The sequence below is a fragment of the Serratia sp. Ser99 genome (assembly GCF_024519545.1).
Classification (GTDB): domain Bacteria; phylum Pseudomonadota; class Gammaproteobacteria; order Enterobacterales; family Enterobacteriaceae; genus Serratia; species Serratia liquefaciens.
Window position 1 is genome coordinate 1 of sequence record NZ_JALJRT010000010.1, and the last position, 16,178, is coordinate 16,178.

General features: G+C 56.6%; 15 protein-coding genes, 2 tRNA genes and 1 pseudogene. 14 read left to right on the forward strand and 4 right to left on the reverse strand.

Going from position 1 to position 16,178, the window contains the following annotated elements; translation table 11 throughout:
- Positions 1 to 95: 95 nt before the first annotated feature.
- The 3 genes and pseudogenes from NR114_RS18725 to NR114_RS18735 form a co-directional block, all read right to left on the reverse strand.
- Positions 96 to 182: transfer RNA gene (locus NR114_RS18725), tRNA-Leu, on the reverse strand.
- 34 nt (positions 183 to 216) lie between these two features.
- Positions 217 to 303, reverse strand: a tRNA-Leu gene (locus NR114_RS18730).
- Between the two features lie 72 nt (positions 304 to 375).
- Positions 376 to 1,320, reverse strand: a pseudogene (locus NR114_RS18735) (LysR family transcriptional regulator).
- 132 nt (positions 1,321 to 1,452) lie between these two features.
- On the opposite strand from NR114_RS18735, the gene NR114_RS18740 reads away from it, so the two are divergent.
- Positions 1,453 to 2,445, forward strand: a complete 993-nt coding sequence (locus NR114_RS18740) for an aldo/keto reductase (protein ID WP_234528921.1) — start codon at positions 1,453 to 1,455, stop codon at positions 2,443 to 2,445.
- Positions 2,446 to 2,506: 61 nt separating this feature from the next.
- Here NR114_RS18740 and rsmC read toward each other — a convergent pair whose 3' ends face one another.
- Entirely contained in the window at positions 2,507 to 3,550 is a 1,044-nt protein-coding gene (gene rsmC / locus NR114_RS18745; RefSeq protein WP_020825106.1) for a 16S rRNA (guanine(1207)-N(2))-methyltransferase RsmC, read from the reverse strand.
- 281 nt (positions 3,551 to 3,831) lie between these two features.
- Here rsmC and NR114_RS18750 point away from each other — a divergent pair, with 281 nt between their 5' ends.
- The 13 genes from NR114_RS18750 (at position 3,832) to deoD (ending at position 16,176) form a co-directional block, all read left to right on the forward strand.
- Positions 3,832 to 4,269 carry a DNA polymerase III subunit psi gene (locus tag NR114_RS18750; RefSeq protein ID WP_020825107.1) on the forward strand — a complete coding sequence of 146 codons (438 nt, stop codon included), beginning with the start codon at positions 3,832 to 3,834 and terminating at the stop codon, positions 4,267 to 4,269.
- Positions 4,214 to 4,657, forward strand: a complete 444-nt coding sequence (gene rimI, locus NR114_RS18755) for a ribosomal protein S18-alanine N-acetyltransferase (protein ID WP_234528920.1) — start codon at positions 4,214 to 4,216, stop codon at positions 4,655 to 4,657. Before NR114_RS18750 ends, rimI begins: the two co-directional genes overlap by 56 nt.
- Before the next feature lie 170 nt (positions 4,658 to 4,827).
- The gene (prfC, locus tag NR114_RS18760) at positions 4,828 to 6,417 is read left to right on the forward strand and encodes a peptide chain release factor 3 (protein WP_020825109.1); all 1,590 of its coding nucleotides are present in this window, start codon (positions 4,828 to 4,830) and stop codon (positions 6,415 to 6,417) included.
- Between the two features lie 532 nt (positions 6,418 to 6,949).
- Positions 6,950 to 7,564, forward strand: a complete 615-nt coding sequence (gene osmY / locus NR114_RS18765) for a molecular chaperone OsmY (RefSeq protein ID WP_020825110.1) — start codon at positions 6,950 to 6,952, stop codon at positions 7,562 to 7,564.
- 155 nt (positions 7,565 to 7,719) lie between these two features.
- Complete coding sequence (locus NR114_RS18770) at positions 7,720 to 7,881, forward strand: DUF1328 domain-containing protein (RefSeq protein WP_004857650.1); 162 nt, start codon at positions 7,720 to 7,722, stop codon at positions 7,879 to 7,881.
- Positions 7,882 to 7,939: 58 nt separating this feature from the next.
- Positions 7,940 to 8,125: a hypothetical protein gene (locus NR114_RS18775; RefSeq protein ID WP_020825111.1), complete on the forward strand. Its 186-nt coding sequence runs from the start codon at positions 7,940 to 7,942 to the stop codon at positions 8,123 to 8,125.
- Between the two features lie 10 nt (positions 8,126 to 8,135).
- Complete coding sequence (locus tag NR114_RS18780; protein ID WP_041414172.1) at positions 8,136 to 9,257, forward strand: patatin family protein; 1,122 nt, start codon at positions 8,136 to 8,138, stop codon at positions 9,255 to 9,257.
- Positions 9,254 to 10,030 (forward strand): TatD family hydrolase, encoded by a 777-nt coding sequence (locus NR114_RS18785; protein WP_129941564.1) that lies wholly within the window; start codon positions 9,254 to 9,256, stop codon positions 10,028 to 10,030. The genes NR114_RS18780 and NR114_RS18785 overlap by 4 nt, the downstream gene beginning before the upstream one ends.
- Before the next feature lie 195 nt (positions 10,031 to 10,225).
- Positions 10,226 to 11,503 (forward strand): NupC/NupG family nucleoside CNT transporter, encoded by a 1,278-nt coding sequence (locus NR114_RS18790; protein ID WP_020825114.1) that lies wholly within the window; start codon positions 10,226 to 10,228, stop codon positions 11,501 to 11,503.
- A gap of 366 nt (positions 11,504 to 11,869) precedes the next feature.
- Positions 11,870 to 12,649 carry a deoxyribose-phosphate aldolase gene (gene deoC / locus NR114_RS18795; RefSeq protein WP_020825115.1) on the forward strand — a complete coding sequence of 260 codons (780 nt, stop codon included), beginning with the start codon at positions 11,870 to 11,872 and terminating at the stop codon, positions 12,647 to 12,649.
- 68 nt (positions 12,650 to 12,717) lie between these two features.
- Entirely contained in the window at positions 12,718 to 14,040 is a 1,323-nt protein-coding gene (gene deoA / locus NR114_RS18800; protein WP_116691316.1) for a thymidine phosphorylase, read from the forward strand.
- 69 nt (positions 14,041 to 14,109) lie between these two features.
- Positions 14,110 to 15,333, forward strand: a complete 1,224-nt coding sequence (gene deoB, locus NR114_RS18805) for a phosphopentomutase (RefSeq protein ID WP_020825117.1) — start codon at positions 14,110 to 14,112, stop codon at positions 15,331 to 15,333.
- Between the two features lie 111 nt (positions 15,334 to 15,444).
- The gene (gene deoD, locus NR114_RS18810; RefSeq protein ID WP_020825118.1) at positions 15,445 to 16,176 is read left to right on the forward strand and encodes a purine-nucleoside phosphorylase; all 732 of its coding nucleotides are present in this window, start codon (positions 15,445 to 15,447) and stop codon (positions 16,174 to 16,176) included.
- Positions 16,177 to 16,178: the final 2 nt, after the last annotated feature.

Consider the following 16,178-nt stretch of genomic DNA (forward strand, 5'->3'; position numbering starts at 1 on the left):
AAGAACACTAACACCTGAAGCTAGCGCGTCTACCAATTCCGCCACCTTCGCACAGCCGATAATCTTTATTTTGCTTTCGATTTATATCACCAGCTTGGTGCGAAGAGAGGGACTTGAACCCTCACGTCCGTAAGAACACTAACACCTGAAGCTAGCGCGTCTACCAATTCCGCCACCTTCGCATTGATGCTGTGCAATATAAATCATGTGGTTATTTGGTGCGAAGAGAGGGACTTGAACCCTCACGTCCGTAAGGACACTAACACCTGAAGCTAGCGCGTCTACCAATTCCGCCACCTTCGCATACCAGATACATTACCGGAGTAACGTTACCACGGAGGCGAATTCTAGAGATTTTGGCGGGTACGTCAATAGTTATTTCCCCTGTTTGCGGGCGTTTGCTGGAAAAATGTCCGTTTTGGGTGACTGATAGCGTTCAAACAGCCAAATCAGCCAGTCAATCAACACCCTGACCCGTGGCGCAAGGAAACGGCCGGGGGGATACATGACGTAAATGGGCATCGGCGGTGGCGGGGTTTCTGCCAACACTTCGACCAATTCTCCTTTCTGCAGCCAGGGTGCCAGCGAATAATGCGCTGCCTGTATCAGCCCCATGCCGGCGCGGCAGCCGCTGGTGTAGGCATCAGCCCCGCTGACGCTCAGTTTGGCGGGCAATTCGCGCAATTCCACTTTGCCGTTGCGGCAAAACTCCAGCGGATAATCCCGGTTGCTGGTGAGGGAAAAATAACCTACCGCCTGGTGCTGCTGTAGCTGGTCAATCGACTGCGGCACGCCGAACGCCGCCAGGTAAGCAGGCGAGGCGCAGGTCAGCTGTGGCAACATGGCAATGCGGCGTGCCACCAGGCTGTCATCTTCGGTTTCCCAGGCACGCAGCACGCAATCTACTCCATCACGCAGTAAATCCACGTGGGTGTCGTTGGCACCCAATGCCAGGGTCAGATCCGGGTAGCGCCGGTAAAAGTCATACAATGCCGGAATAACGATTTCGCGCGCCAGCGAATGGGGCATATCGATACGCACTTTGCCGGAGGGCTGCAGTTTTTGATGGCTGAACAAGGTGTCCGCCTCTTCCAGTGCGCCCAGCAACTGTACGCAACGCTAGTAATAGAGGGTGCCTTCGCTGGTCACCTGTACCTGACGGGTGGTGCGCAGCAGCAGGCGCACACCGAGGCGCTGCTCCAGCCGCTTAACGGCATTGCTGACCGTGGCGCGGGGTAACTGCAGGCGTTCCGCCGCCCGACTGAAACTGCCCAGTTCGACGATACGGGTAAAAATGCGCATGACCTGGATCTGATCCATCTTGCCCGCTCCGTATTGTTAGTGATTTATGAACAGTGATGAGTAATCTGCATTATTTATCTTTTTAAGCGAAACAACCAGACTCTGTTGCATCAGCATCTTCGCTGATAAAAACCGCAAGAGGGCAACACAATGCAACAACGCAAATTAGGTCCCACTGGCCCGCTGGTTTCCGCTCTAGGGTTGGGCTGCATGGGGATGAGTGATTTTTATTCGACCGCTCACGATGAACAAGAAGCTATCGCCACGCTGCACCGTGCGCTGGAGTTGGGCGTCACTCTGCTGGATACCGCCGACGTGTACGGCCCGCATACCAATGAACAGCTGATTGGCAAAGCGATCAAGGGCAAGCGGCAGCAGGTCTTTCTGGCCACCAAGTTTGGCATTGTGCGCGATCCGGCCAACCCTGCAGCGCGGGGCGTCAGCAGCCGACCGGAGTACATCCGCCAATCGGTGGAGGGCAGCCTGAAGCGTCTCGGGGTTGAGGTGATTGATCTTTATTACCAGCACCGCGTCGATCCTGAGGTGCCGATTGAAGAGGTGGTAGGTACAATGGCGGACCTAATTAGCGAAGGAAAAATCCGTTATATCGGGCTAAGCGAAGCTTCGGTCGCCACGCTGGAGCGAGCGCATAAAGTCCACCCGATTACGGCGCTGCAAACTGAGTATTCATTGTGGACACGCGATGCCGAGCAGGGCGTATTGGCGGCCTGTGAACGCCTGGGCATTGGGTTTGTTCCCTATAGCCCGCTGGGGCGCGGTTTTCTGACCGGAGCGATCCAACGGCCAGAAGATCTGGACGCTGACGATTTCCGTCGCAGCAACCCGCGTTTTCAGGGGGAAAACTTTGCACGCAATCTGGCGCTTGTGGAAAAAGTGACCGAGCTGGCTAAGCAGAAAGGCGTTGCGCCGTCGCAGTTGGCGTTAGCCTGGGTGTTGGCGCAGGGTGAGCACATTGTCCCGATCCCTGGTACCAAACGCCGTCGCTATCTGGAAGAGAATATCGCAGCGGCCGAATTGACGCTCAGCGCCGCCGAATTGGCGGCCATTGAGGCGGTGTTCCCCCTGCAGGCCGCGGCAGGGGCACGCTACGGTGCGGAGTCGATGACCTATATCAACGGCTAATAAAAAGGGTGCAGCGTCTAAACGCTGCGCCCTGATACGGAGACGCGTTAGCGGGTCGCCGTTACTTCTTTTTCTTGGTATCGCGCGGCGCACGGGCTACGGTCGCCTGGTACACCTTGAAGCGGCCGTTTTGTGCCAGCACTTCATGGCTGCCGAAGGTAGCGTCCAGGATGTCCGGATACGGCAGGAAGGCGTTGGCCACGATGCGCAGACGGCCGCCGATCGGCAGGTGCTTCAACGCCCCGCGGATCAGAGTTTCTGCTGCGGTCAGGCTGGTTTGCAGGCCATCATGGAACGGCGGGTTGGAAATGATCAGGTCGAAACGGCCGGTAATGTCGGAATAGACGTTACTGACGATCACTTCGCCTTCAATGCCGTTGGCGGCAAGCGTAGCCCGGCTGGACTCCACGGCGGCGGCGTTAACGTCGCTGAGGGTCAGCTTCATCTTCGGCGACAGTTTGGACAGCACGGAAGCCATCACGCCGGCACCGCAGCCTACGTCCAGCACCTTGCCTTTCATGTGTTTTTCCAGGGTTGACAGCAGCAGTGAGCTGCCAACGTCCAGCCCGTCGCGGCTGAACACGCCCGGCAGGGTTTTCACTTCCAGATCGTGCAGCTGATAGCTTTCCCACCAGTCTTCCAGGTTGAATTCGGTCTGCGTATCCAGACGGCCGTGATACAGGCCACAGCGGCGGGCGCTGTCGATTTTCACCAGTGTGGCATAGTCTTCCACCATCTGGTCGGCACTGCGCACGCCGCTGCGGTTTTCACCGACCACGAACACTTCTGCGCCGACCGGCATCAGCGCCAGAATGTTGCACAGTTGGAATTGCGCTTCCTGTTTGCTCTTCGGCCAATAGTAGATCAACGTATCGCACTCGGCGACAAACGCAGCGTCCACGGTCAGCCCGAACTGCACGTTTTCGCCCATCGCCCGGTTCAGTAACTGCCAGTGATGGTACTGCTGGGTATGGACACGCACATCCGCGGCCTCGAATTGGGCCGGCAGGGCGTCCTGCAGGTCACCGGCAAACAGAACGCGGCGTTCGATAAACTCATCACTGTGGCGCAGCATGACTTCACTGGCGGGGGTTAATGCAGACATCAGGTTTTGGCTCCTAGAAATTAGACCGGGGATTATAGAGCTTTGTGGCGATATGTTCGACGGGTTTATGCCCAATAGCTTTCTGGCTCAAGCAAGGCGGGGATCGAGGGAGTTCCCGGGAGCTGAGATAACTCAGTGACTGGGATGAGCGAGGGAAGCCAACGCCGCTGCAGCCTGAAAGATGAAGGGGATGTTGGCGCAGTCCGCGCGGGTTTGTTAGCATAGCGCGGCGCATGGCAGGCATGGCGCACCACAACGGGTAGATCCTGACAGGAATCGGCATGGCATCAAAACGCGACTGGCTGTTACAACAACTGGGTATTACGCAGTGGACATTGCGCCGCCCGGGCGTGTTGCAGGGCGAAGTAGCGGTCAGCCTGCCGCCCGAAGTGCGTTTGCTGATCGTAGCGCAGGCACTGCCTGAGCATAACGATCCGCTGTTTTGCGACGTGTTGCGCAGCCTGGGGTTGACCCCGGCGCAAACCTACGGCCTGACGCCGGATCAGGTGGCGATGCTGCCTGAAGATACCGAATGCAACAGTTGGCGGTTGGGCGTTGCGGAGCCGCTCGCGGTGGCCGGCGCACAGCTACACAGCCCGGCGCTGGCCGAGCTTTCTCTCGATGCGGGTGCCAAACGCGCACTCTGGCAGCAGATTTGTCATCATGAACAGTATTTCTACCCTGACCGCGGCCGATCTGGCCACGGCCTTCAAGATTGAGCAAGCCAGTCACGCCTTTCCCTGGACGCAAGCCACCTTTTCCAGCAATCAGGGCGATCGTTATCTTAACCTGAAACTGGACGCCGACGGGCAGATGGCGGGCTTTGCCATTACCCAGATCGTGCTGGATGAGGCCACCCTGTTCAACATCGCCATTCACCCCGACTGGCAGCGTCGCGGCTTCGGCCGCCAGTTGCTGGAAGCCTTGATTGCACAGTTGGAAACCCGCGGTGTGGTCACTTTGTGGCTGGAAGTGCGCGCCTCCAACCATGCGGCGATTGCGTTGTATGAAGATCTCGGCTTTAACGAAGTGACCGTCCGCCGTAATTACTATCCGAGCGCCAATGGGCGTGAAGACGCCATCGTCATGGCGCTGCCGCTGGCTTAGCCGGTGTCTTGGTTTTAACTTCTTCCCGCCGGGAAAAGCATTGATTGTCACCGGTTGACAAATCAGCGAAAATGCCCGGCTATTATCTTTTATTTACCGCTTTGCCTGGCGCCGTGCGCGGCGCGTTCTGATGCTTTCGCAGGGCGGACTAACTGTAGAATCTGAAAAACATGTCTCCTAGTGAATTTGCCCGCGAAGTCTCGAAAAGAAGAACTTTCGCCATCATCTCGCACCCCGATGCCGGTAAAACTACCATTACCGAAAAGGTGTTGCTGTTCGGACAGGCGATCCAAACCGCCGGTACGGTAAAAGGCCGTGGCTCAAACCAGCACGCCAAATCCGACTGGATGGAAATGGAAAAGCAACGTGGTATCTCGATCACCACCTCGGTGATGCAGTTCCCGTATCGCGAATGCCTGGTTAACCTGCTGGATACCCCAGGGCACGAAGACTTCTCCGAAGATACTTATCGTACCCTGACCGCCGTCGACTGCTGCCTGATGGTGATCGACGCCGCGAAAGGGGTTGAAGATCGTACCCGTAAGCTGATGGAAGTAACCCGTCTGCGCGATACGCCGATCCTGACCTTTATGAACAAATTGGACCGCGATATCCGCGATCCGATGGAAGTGATGGACGAAGTCGAGCGTGAGCTGAAAATTGCCTGCTCGCCTATCACCTGGCCTATCGGCTGCGGCAAGCTGTTTAAAGGGGTTTATCATCTGTACAAGGATGAAACCTACCTCTACCAGACCGGTAAAGGCCACACCATTCAGGAAGTACGCATTGTCAAAGGCCTGGATAACCCAGAGCTGGACGCCGCGGTGGGTGAAGATCTGGCCGCGCAGCTGCGTGAAGAGCTGGAGCTGGTGCAAGGCGCTTCGCACGAGTTCGATCATGAAGCCTTCCTGAGCGGCGATTTGACCCCGGTCTTCTTCGGTACCGCGCTGGGCAACTTCGGTGTGGATCACATGCTCGACGGTCTGGTCGCCTGGGCGCCGGCGCCGATGCCGCGCGATAGCAACACCCGTAAAGTGGTGGCTGCGGAAGAGAAATTCACCGGTTTCGTGTTCAAGATCCAGGCCAATATGGATCCAAAACACCGCGACCGCGTGGCCTTTATGCGCGTGGTGTCTGGCCGTTACGAAAAAGGCATGAAGCTGCGCCAGGTACGTACCGGTAAAGATGTGGTGATCTCCGACGCGCTGACCTTTATGGCGGGCGACCGTTCGCACGTGGAAGAAGCCTATCCGGGCGATATCATTGGCCTGCATAACCACGGCACCATTCAGATCGGCGATACCTTCACCCAGGGTGAAGACATGAAGTTCACCGGTATCCCGAACTTCGCACCGGAGCTGTTCCGCCGTATTCGTCTGCGCGATCCGTTGAAGCAAAAACAGCTGCTGAAGGGTCTGGTTCAGCTGTCTGAAGAAGGGGCGGTACAGGTCTTCCGTCCAATCGCCAACAACGACTTGATCGTGGGCGCGGTGGGTGTGCTGCAGTTTGACGTGGTAGTTGCGCGTCTGAAAAGCGAATACAACGTCGAAGCCTTGTACGAGTCGGTCAACGTCTCTACGGCGCGCTGGGTGGAATGCAGCGACGTGAAGAAATTCGAGGAGTTCAAGCGTAAGAACGAGCTTAACCTGGCGTTGGACGGCGGCGACAACCTGTCTTACATCGCGCCTACCATGGTTAACCTGAATCTGACGCAGGAACGCTATCCGGAAGTGGTGTTCCGCAAAACGCGCGAGCACTAACAGATCAGCAGGGCGCCTTAGGGCGCCCTGTGTTATATTGCGTCTCCCCATTCTGCTAATTAATAAATCTCCTTCACCAGTTTCGTCTCCCCCGCATCCGCCAGCATTTACCCGGTCTTTCCTGTTTTTTCTGTCATATGGTCTATATTTAATAGGGCATCATTTAGCCAGTAAGCGTAATTCACTATTTTTTGCCACGATAATAGCGAGTTATTCGGTAGTGTTGCCAATAAGAGACAGTGTGATGTTATTAATATCAATAACATAGCTATAACCTTGATTTAACGGACGGGTGTTGTCGTCAATAGGCGACAGTTTTTAGTTCGATTATTAATCAACTTTTATTTTGTTATTGATTTTTAATGATTTTTTAAAGTTGGCACAGCCGTTGCAATATTCCTGGTGTGGCAACAATCGTCTTAGCGTGAATGTTTGAACGTATAGAAATCGTGAAGTATTCACTGAGTGAGTCGCGTTATGGCGACTGAAGGGTCCGCAATCATTTTGGATCCATAACCAAAGGAAGAGATCGATGAAAAATACTAAATTTGCACAATCACTGATGGCTGTTGTTTTGGGTTCCGTTCTGGTTAGTGGCAGCGCGCTGGCTGAAGATACGCTGCTCAACAAAGCGTCGAGTGCCGCTGATAGCGCGGGTGCCAAAATCGATAGCTCCATGAAAAAAGTTGACGGCTACATGGATGACAGCGCAACAACGGCTAAAGTTAAAAGTGCGCTGGTGGATGACAAAACCATTACCAGCAGCGATATCTCGGTGAAAACGGAAAAAGGTACCGTCACCCTGAGCGGTTTTGTCGGCAGCCAGGCGCAGGCCGAGCATGCGGTTGAAGTGGCCGGTAAAGTGGAAGGCGTCAAATCCGTCAGCGACAAGCTGCACGTGAAAGACGAAAGCAAACAGTCCGTGAAGGCTTATGCCGGTGACACCGCGACCACCAGTGAACTGAAAGCCAAACTGCTGGCCGATGACATCGTGCCTTCACGCAACGTGAAAGTGGAAACCACCGACGGTGTGGTGCAGCTTTCCGGTGAAGTGAAAACTCAGGCCCAGTCTGAGCGTGCAGAAAGCATCGCCAAAGCGATCGACGGCGTGAAAAGCGTTAAAAACGACCTGGTAGTTAAGCCGTAAGTTTTAGTACGAGCAACAATAAGCACCAAATCCTGGGTTGGCTGAAAGGTTAACCCAGGAAGCACCATCAAAAAAAGAAACTGACCGGCAACCTGGATGAGCCTGAAAAGGGCACAGGTTGCGATGTGTTTTTTCACTATGGTAAGGAGAAGCTTATGTTTCGTTGGGGCATTATCTTTTTAGTCATCGCACTGATTGCTGCTGCGTTAGGTTTCGGCTCTCTGGCGGGTACCGCCGCATGGGCTGCAAAAATCGTCTTCGTCGTGGGGATCATTCTGTTCCTGGTCAGCCTGTTTACCGGCCGCCGACGTCCTTAGCTTTTCTCTCAAAGTGTAACAAAGCTTAATTCCTTTTCTCACCCCAGGGAGGTCAGTCATGAATAGCGACATCATCCTCGGACGCTGGAAACAGTTGAAGGGCCGGGTGTGTCAGGCATTGGCGGAGTGGTCCGACAATGACTGCATCTGGCTGATGGGAAGCAATGACTGCCTCTCTGGCATACTGCAAGAGGATTACGGAAGAGAGCAAGACGAGGTATCCTCGGGTAAAACGTCTCACTGAGGATGCAGGGTTGGGATACAGAATACCCATCACGCTCGGCAATATAGAACCGCTGGCGTATAAACCTTACCGGCCCGGCAAAATGGCGCTGGTATGTGAAGGGGGCGGGCAGCGCGGCATTTTTACCGCCGGCGTGCTGGACGAGTTTCAGCGTGCCCGCTTTAATCCTTTTGATCTGATGATCGGCACTTCTGCCGGCGCGCAAAATCTCTCGGCCTTTATTTGTGGCCAGATGGGCTATGCGCGACGGGTGATCACCCGTTACACCACCTCCGCTGAATTCTTTAACCCGCTGCGCTTTGTGCGTGGCGGGCATTTGATCGATCTCGACTGGCTGATCGACACCACGTCGCAACAGCTGCCGCTGGCAATGGACGTGGCGGAAAAACACCTGATCGATGGCCGTGAATTCCTGATGTGCGCCTGCCGCAGCGATGACTTTGAACCCACTTACCTGCCGGCGCAGCGTGCCAGCTGGTTGCCGGCGATCAAGGCATCCAGCGCCATTCCGGGTTTTTACCGTATGGGCGTGGATTTGGACGGCGTCAGCTATCAGGACGGTGGCATCAGCGATGCGATCCCAGTCGAAGAGGCCTACCGACGCGGCGCGGACACTATCGTGGTGATCCGTACCGTGCCTTCGCAGATGTATTACACCCCGCAGTGGATGAAGCGCATGGAGCACTGGCTGAGCGAAAGCAGCCTGCAGCAGATGGTGCGCATCCTTCAACACCACGAACAAAGCTATCACCGCATTCAGCAATTCATTGAGAAGCCGCCCGGCAAGCTGCGCATCTTTGAAATTTTCCCGCCGAAGCCGCTGGCCAGCAATGCCTTGGGCAGCCGGCTGACCTCGCTCAATCAGGATTATCATCTGGGGCGTCGCTGCGGACGCTATTTCCTGGCGACCGTCGGGCACTGGCTGGTCGAGCAGGACAAACTGGACGGTATGAAGGTGAAGAAGGCGCTGTCGCGCCGTTTGATCCAGCCTGAGAATGTCGTTATGCCTTCGCCGATCATCACCGACGTGGCACACCCGCGCGAACTTTCCACGCAGCCGGAGCCCAATCTGGCCGCGAGAGAAATTATTCTGCCGGGTGACGTACCCCCGGGTGAAGGGGGGTTGCTGTGACCCCAGATTTCACCGATACCCACTGCCACTTCGATTTCCCGCCGTTCAGCGGACAGGAGCTTGAAAGCCTGGCGTTGGCCGAGCAGGCGGGCGTACGGCGAATTATCGTGCCGACGGTGACTGCCGACCGCTTTGCGCGGGTGGTAAAACTGGCGCGCGACTATCCGCCGTTGTTCGCAGCCCTCGGGCTGCACCCGCTGTATATTGCCCAGCATCAGGAAGCGGAGCTTGAACAGTTGGCGGGTTTTCTGGCCAGCCGACCTCAGAAGCTGGTGGCGGTGGGGGAGATTGGTCTGGATCTGTATATGGAGAACCCGCAGTTCGAACGGCAACAGCGGGTATTGAAGACCCAGTTGAAACTGGCTAAAGAACACGACCTGCCGGTGATCCTGCATTCCCGCCGCAGCCACGATCAGCTGGCGGCGATGCTGCGTCGTAGCGAAGTGCCACGCCGCGGCGTCGTACACGGTTTTGCCGGCAGCCTGTCGCAGGCGCAGGCGTTTATCCGCCTGGGCTATTACATTGGCGTGGGGGGCACCATCAGCTATGAGCGGGCGCAGAAAACCCGTAGCGTGATGGCTCAATTGCCGTTGACCTCCTTGCTGTTGGAAACCGATGCGCCGGACATGCCGCTGGCTGGTTACCAGGGGCAGCCCAACCGCCCTGAACGTGCCGCCGAAGTTTTCCAGGAACTGTGCCGCTTGCGCCCCGAGTCAGCCGAGGATATTGCCGCCCAGTTGCAACACAACACTCACGCCCTGTTTACCCTTTAGGTGTCTAACCCGCCATAACTGTGATGATGCTCACGTTATAAGATTTTCATTTGCTTCCTGTTGTATGCATTTGTGACATAAATCGGTACGAGGGGTACCTCGCTCCGTATAATCGCTCTCCGAAATTACTCTAAAGCAGCCCCGTGTTCCTCTCTGACAGGGATGCATTTCTTTTTCGCAACAGGGATACTTTGCATGCAACTCATCATGAGCCTGGTCGGCATGGCGGTGCTGATCGCCATTGCGGTGCTGCTCTCCAGCAACCGCCGCGCGATTAACCTGCGCACCGTTATTTGGGCATTTGTTCTTCAGGTCGCCATCGGCGCGCTGGTGCTGTACGTTCCAGTTGGTCGCGCGATTCTCGGCGGCATGTCGGCGGGCGTGGCTAACGTGATCGCCTACGGCAACCAGGGGATCTCCTTCATCTTCGGTGGCCTGGTTTCCGACAAGATGTTTGAAGTCTTCGGCGGCGGCGGTTTTGTGTTCGCGCTGCGCGTACTGCCGGTGATCGTGTTCTTCTCCTCGCTGATTGCGGTACTGTATTACCTCGGTATCATGCAATTGGTGATCCGCGTGTTGGGCGGTGGCTTGCAAAAGCTGCTGGGTACCTCACGGACCGAATCACTGTCGGCGACCGCTAATATTTTCGTCGGCCAAACCGAGGCCCCGCTGGTGGTGCGCCCGTATATCGCTACCATGACCCAGTCTGAGCTGTTTACCGTGATGTGCGGTGGCCTGGCCTCGGTAGCCGGTTCCGTATTGGCAGGTTATGCCCAGATGGGGGTGCCGCTGGAATATCTGATCGCCGCTTCATTTATGGCTGCTCCGGGTGGCTTGCTGTTCGCCAAGCTGATGGTGCCGGAAACCGAAAAAACCCACGATAAAGACGACGCGATGAAATTGATCGCAGAAGATGAACGCCCGGCCAACGTGATCGATGCGGCAGCTTCAGGTGCGGCTTCCGGCATGCAGCTGGCGCTGAACGTCGGCGCGATGCTGTTGGCGTTTATCGCGTTGATCGCTTTGCTGAACGGCATTCTTGGCGGTATCGGCGGCTGGTTCGATTATCCGCAGCTGTCGCTGGAACTGATACTTGGCTGGGTATTCTCACCGATCGCCTTCCTGATCGGCGTGCCTTGGCATGAAGCGATGGCGGCCGGCTCGTTTATTGGCCAGAAGATTATCGTTAACGAATTCGTCGCCTACATGAACTTCGGTGCTTACCTGCGTCCGGACGACGTGGTGGCGGCAGAAGGGCTGCAGGTGCTGTCGGCGCACACCAAGGCGATCATCTCCTTTGCGCTGTGCGGCTTTGCCAACCTGTCGTCGGTGGCGATCCTGCTCGGCGGTCTGGGCAGCATGGCGCCGAACCGTCGTCATGACATCGCGCGCTTCGGCCTGAAAGCCGTGGCTGCGGGTACGCTCTCCAACCTGATGAGTGCGACCATCGCCGGGTTCTTCCTGGCGCTGTAACCCCGGTCCTGTCCTGTGATAGCGCCGCGAGCCCTATTGCAGGACACCGCCTATACTCTAAGACGGACACAGCGTGCCGTGCCCGCGTCCGTTTCTTTAGCGAATTTGTGAACGATATCGCGTTATTTTGTGATGTTCTTCACATATAATTCCGGCCTGTTACAGTGTTATTTCATATAGTGTGACCCTGAGCGCGAATTGCCCCCGGCGATCGTGTTCAAATAGCTATTACTGACCCTGCGCGATGCGAAGGGTTATGTGCGGTGAGAAGGATCTCAGTTGCCGCGGTGGGAACCCGTTCCCCAGCGCTATCTTCAAGGAACCAAGTCCGCTCGCCAACACCCAGGTACTCAGTTGGAGAGTTTTATGACCGAATTAACCGCAGCAGCGCAACGTGCGCTGACCTTAATGGATTTGACCACGCTGAACGACGATGACACCGATGAAAAAGTGATCGCGCTGTGTCGTCAGGCCAATAGCCCGGCCGGCCATACGGCGGCCATCTGTATTTACCCGCGTTTTATCCCGGTGGCGCGCAAGGCTCTGCGTGAGCAGGGGACGCCGGACATCCGCATTGCGACCGTCACCAATTTCCCGCATGGCAACGACGATATTGAAATCGCGCTGGCGGAAACACGCGCGGCTATCGCCTATGGCGCCGATGAGGTGGACGTGGTGTTCCCTTACCGCGCGCTGATCGCCGGTAATGAGCAGGTGGGTTTTGAACTGGTCAAACAGTGCAAGCAGGCTTGCCAGGCCGCCAACGTGCTGTTGAAAGTGATCATTGAAACCGGTGAGCTCAAGCAGGCCAGCCTGATCCGTAAAGCATCGGAAATCGCCATCAACGCCGGCGCTGACTTTATCAAAACCTCTACCGGTAAAGTGCCGGTCAACGCAACGCTCGAAAGCGCGGAGCTGATGATGTCGGTGATCCGCGATCTTGGCGTTGCCAAAACGGTGGGCTTCAAGCCGGCCGGTGGCGTACGCACAGCGGAAGACGCGCTGCATTATCTGCAACTTGCCGATCGTATTCTGGGCGAAGGTTGGGCCGATGCGCGTCATTTCCGCTTCGGGGCTTCCAGTCTGTTAGCCAGCCTGCTGACGACGCTGGGCCACAGTGCCGGGCAGTCCGGCAGCGGTTACTGAACGATTACGTCGGCAAGGCGAGATAATCGCCAGCCTGCACTCTACTCTAGCTAAAACAGGGGGACGCTTTGTTCCTGGCCCAAGAAATTATCCGTAAGAAACGTGACGGTCAGCCGTTGAGCGAAGCAGAAATTCGCTTTTTCATCAATGGTATCCGTGACAACGTCGTTTCAGAAGGTCAAATTGCCGCGCTGGCGATGACCATTTATTTCCACGATATGACCATGCCGGAGCGCGTGGCGCTGACCATGGCAATGCGTGATTCCGGTACCGTGCTGGACTGGAAAAGCCTGTCACTGAACGGGCCACTGGTCGACAAGCACTCCACCGGCGGCGTGGGCGATGTCACTTCGCTGATGCTGGGCCCGATGGTGGCGGCTTGCGGCGGCTATGTGCCGATGATCTCCGGCCGTGGTTTGGGCCATACCGGCGGTACGCTGGACAAGCTGGAAGCGATCCCGGGCTTTAATATCTTCCCGGACGACAATGCCTTCCGCAAAATTATTCAGGACGTGGGCGTGGCGATTATCGGCCAAACCAGCTCGCTGGCACCGGCGGACAAACGCTTCTACGCGACCCGTGATATCACTGCTACCGTAGATTCCATTCCGCTGATCACCGCCTCTATTCTGGCGAAGAAGCTGGCGGAAGGCCTGGATGCGTTGGTGATGGACGTCAAAGTCGGTTCCGGTGCCTTTATGCCAACCTACGCACTGTCGGCCGATTTGGCGCAGGCGATTGTTGGCGTGGCCAACGGCGCCGGGTGCAAAACCACCGCGCTGCTGACCGACATGAACCAGGTGCTGGCCTCCAGCGCCGGTAACGCCGTGGAAGTTCGCGAAGCCGTGCGCTTCCTGACCGGCGAATACCGCAACCCACGCCTGCTGGAAGTGACGATGGCGCTGTGCGTGGAAATGCTGCTTTCCGGTGGCCTGGCGAAAGATGATGCCGATGCGCGTGCCAAACTGCAGGCAGTGCTGGACAATGGTAAAGCGGCAGAAGTGTTTGGCCGTATGGTCGCCGCACAGCAGGGCCCGACCGATTTCGTCGAGCGCTACGACAGCTATCTGCCTGCCGCAACCCTCAGCAAGCCGGTTTACGCTGAGAAAAAAGGTATCATCAGTGCAATGGATACCCGTGCACTGGGCATGGCGGTGGTGTCCCTGGGCGGCGGTCGTCGCCGTGCAACCGACAGCATCGACTACAGCGTGGGCCTGACTGATATGGCGCGCCTGGGCGACAAAGTGGATACCCAGCAGCCGCTGGCGGTGATCCATGCCAACGACGAAGAGACTTGGCAGCAGGCGGCCGAAGCGGTACGCAGTGCGATGGTGCTGAGCGACAAAGCGCCGGAAGTGACGCCAGTAGTCTACAAGCGCATCACGGAATAATTAACGAATCAGGAGCGGCAGCGGCCTTTTCGCTGTCGCCCACAGCGTGAAAACACGCAGGAGAGCATGATGAAACGTACATTTATTATGGTATTAGACTCATTCGGTATTGGCGCGAGCGAAGATGCCGAGCGTTTTGGCGACAAGGGTTCCGACACTCTGGGCCACATCGCCGAGGTCTGCGCGCGCGGTGAAGCCAACGTTGGCCGTCAGGGCCCGTTGACGCTGCCTAACCTGAGCCGTCTGGGCCTGGGCAAGGCCGCGGAAGAATCCACCGGCACCTTCCCGCAAGGGCTGGATCGCAATGCGGACATCATCGGCGCCTATGCTTACGCCAGCGAACTCTCTTCCGGTAAAGATACGCCGTCAGGCCACTGGGAAATCGCCGGCGTGCCGGTACTGTTCGATTGGGGCTATTTCAGCGACGAACACAACAGCTTCCCGCAGGAGCTGCTGGACAAGCTGGTCGAGCGCGCTAACCTGCCGGGCTACCTCGGTAACTGCCACTCATCCGGCACCGTGATCCTCGACCAACTGGGCGAAGAGCACATGAAAACCGGCAAGCCGATTTTCTATACCTCTGCCGACTCGGTATTCCAGATCGCCTGCCACGAAGAGACCTTCGGCCTGGATCGTCTGTATGAACTCTGTGAAATCGCCCGTGAAGAGCTGACCGAAGGCGGTTACAACATTGGCCGCGTGATCGCTCGTCCATTCCTGGGCGACAAGCCGGGCAACTTCCAGCGTACCGGTAACCGTCACGATCTGGCCGTAGAGCCACCGGCGCCAACCGTGCTGAAAAAGCTGGTGGACGAGAAGGGCGGCGAAGTGGTGTCGATCGGTAAAATTGCCGATATCTACGCCAACGTGGGCATCACCAAAAAGGTCAAGGCTACCGGCATCGACGCGCTGTTCGACGCAACCGTGACCGAAATGGAAAAAGCCGGTGACAACACCATCGTGTTCACCAACTTCGTTGATTTTGACTCCTCTTACGGCCACCGCCGCGACGTTGCGGGCTATGCCGCGGCACTGGAGCTGTTCGACCGCCGTCTGCCGGAGCTGCTGAAACTGGTGAAAGATGAAGATATCATTATCTTCACCGCTGACCATGGCTGCGACCCGACCTGGCCGGGCACCGACCACACCCGTGAGCACATTCCGGTCCTGATTTACGGTCCGAAAGTGAAACCAGGTTCGTTGGGCCACCGTGAAACCTTCGCCGACATCGGCCAGACCGTAGCCAGCTACTTTGGCGTGTCACCGATGGATTACGGTAAATCCATGCTCTAAGCCCCGTATTTCAAGCCGCAGCGTTGTTGCTACGCGCCTGGCTGCAACTCGAAATTCAAGGCTTAGATGTTTGATGTTTTTATTAAATATGATTTCTGAAGGAAGATAATTATGGCTACGCCGCACATTAATGCTGAAATGGGTGATTTCGCTGACGTAGTACTGATGCCGGGCGATCCGCTGCGTGCAAAATACATCGCGGAAACTTTCCTGGAAGGCGCGGTGGAAGTGAACAACGTGCGTGGCATGCTGGGCTTCACCGGTACCTACAAGGGCCGCAGAATCTCCGTAATGGGCCACGGTATGGGTATCCCATCCTGCTCCATCTATGCGCGTGAACTGATTGCCGAATTCGGCGTGAAGAAAATCATCCGTGTGGGTTCTTGCGGCGCGGTGCGTGACGATATCAAACTGCGTGACGTGGTGATTGGTATGGGTGCTTGCACCGATTCCAAAGTAAACCGTCTGCGTTTCAAGGATCACGACTACGCGGCAATCGCCGACTTCGATATGGTGCGTAATGCCGTAGACGCGGCAGCAGCGCAGGGTATCCCGGCGCGTGTGGGCAACATCTTCTCCGCTGATCTGTTCTATACGCCGGATCCGGATATGTTCCAGGTGATGAAGAAGTACGGCATCCTGGGCGTGGAAATGGAAGCGGCCGGTATCTACGGCGTGGCGGCTGAGCTGTTCGAAGAGTTCGGTTCCAAGGCACTGACCATTTGTACCGTCTCCGACCACATTCTGCGTCATGAAGCGACCACCGCTGCAGAGCGTCAAACCACCTTTAATGAAATGATCATTATCGCGTTGGAATCTGTGCTGCTGGGCGACAAAGCCTAATC

Coding starts and splice junctions, on each gene's coding strand:
- NR114_RS18775 (WP_020825111.1), top strand. CDS start 7,940: ATGAATAGCGACATCATCCTCGGACGCTGGAAACAGTTGAAGGGCCGG.
- deoD (WP_020825118.1), top strand. CDS start 15,445: ATGGCTACGCCGCACATTAATGCTGAAATGGGTGATTTCGCTGACGTA.
- NR114_RS18750 (WP_020825107.1), top strand. CDS start 3,832: ATGGCATCAAAACGCGACTGGCTGTTACAACAACTGGGTATTACGCAG.
- rsmC (WP_020825106.1), bottom strand. CDS start 3,550: ATGTCTGCATTAACCCCCGCCAGTGAAGTCATGCTGCGCCACAGTGAT.
- NR114_RS18770 (WP_004857650.1), top strand. CDS start 7,720: ATGTTTCGTTGGGGCATTATCTTTTTAGTCATCGCACTGATTGCTGCT.
- prfC (WP_020825109.1), top strand. CDS start 4,828: ATGTCTCCTAGTGAATTTGCCCGCGAAGTCTCGAAAAGAAGAACTTTC.
- osmY (WP_020825110.1), top strand. CDS start 6,950: ATGAAAAATACTAAATTTGCACAATCACTGATGGCTGTTGTTTTGGGT.
- rimI (WP_234528920.1), top strand. CDS start 4,214: ATGAACAGTATTTCTACCCTGACCGCGGCCGATCTGGCCACGGCCTTC.
- NR114_RS18790 (WP_020825114.1), top strand. CDS start 10,226: ATGCAACTCATCATGAGCCTGGTCGGCATGGCGGTGCTGATCGCCATT.
- NR114_RS18740 (WP_234528921.1), top strand. CDS start 1,453: ATGCAACAACGCAAATTAGGTCCCACTGGCCCGCTGGTTTCCGCTCTA.
- deoB (WP_020825117.1), top strand. CDS start 14,110: ATGAAACGTACATTTATTATGGTATTAGACTCATTCGGTATTGGCGCG.
- deoC (WP_020825115.1), top strand. CDS start 11,870: ATGACCGAATTAACCGCAGCAGCGCAACGTGCGCTGACCTTAATGGAT.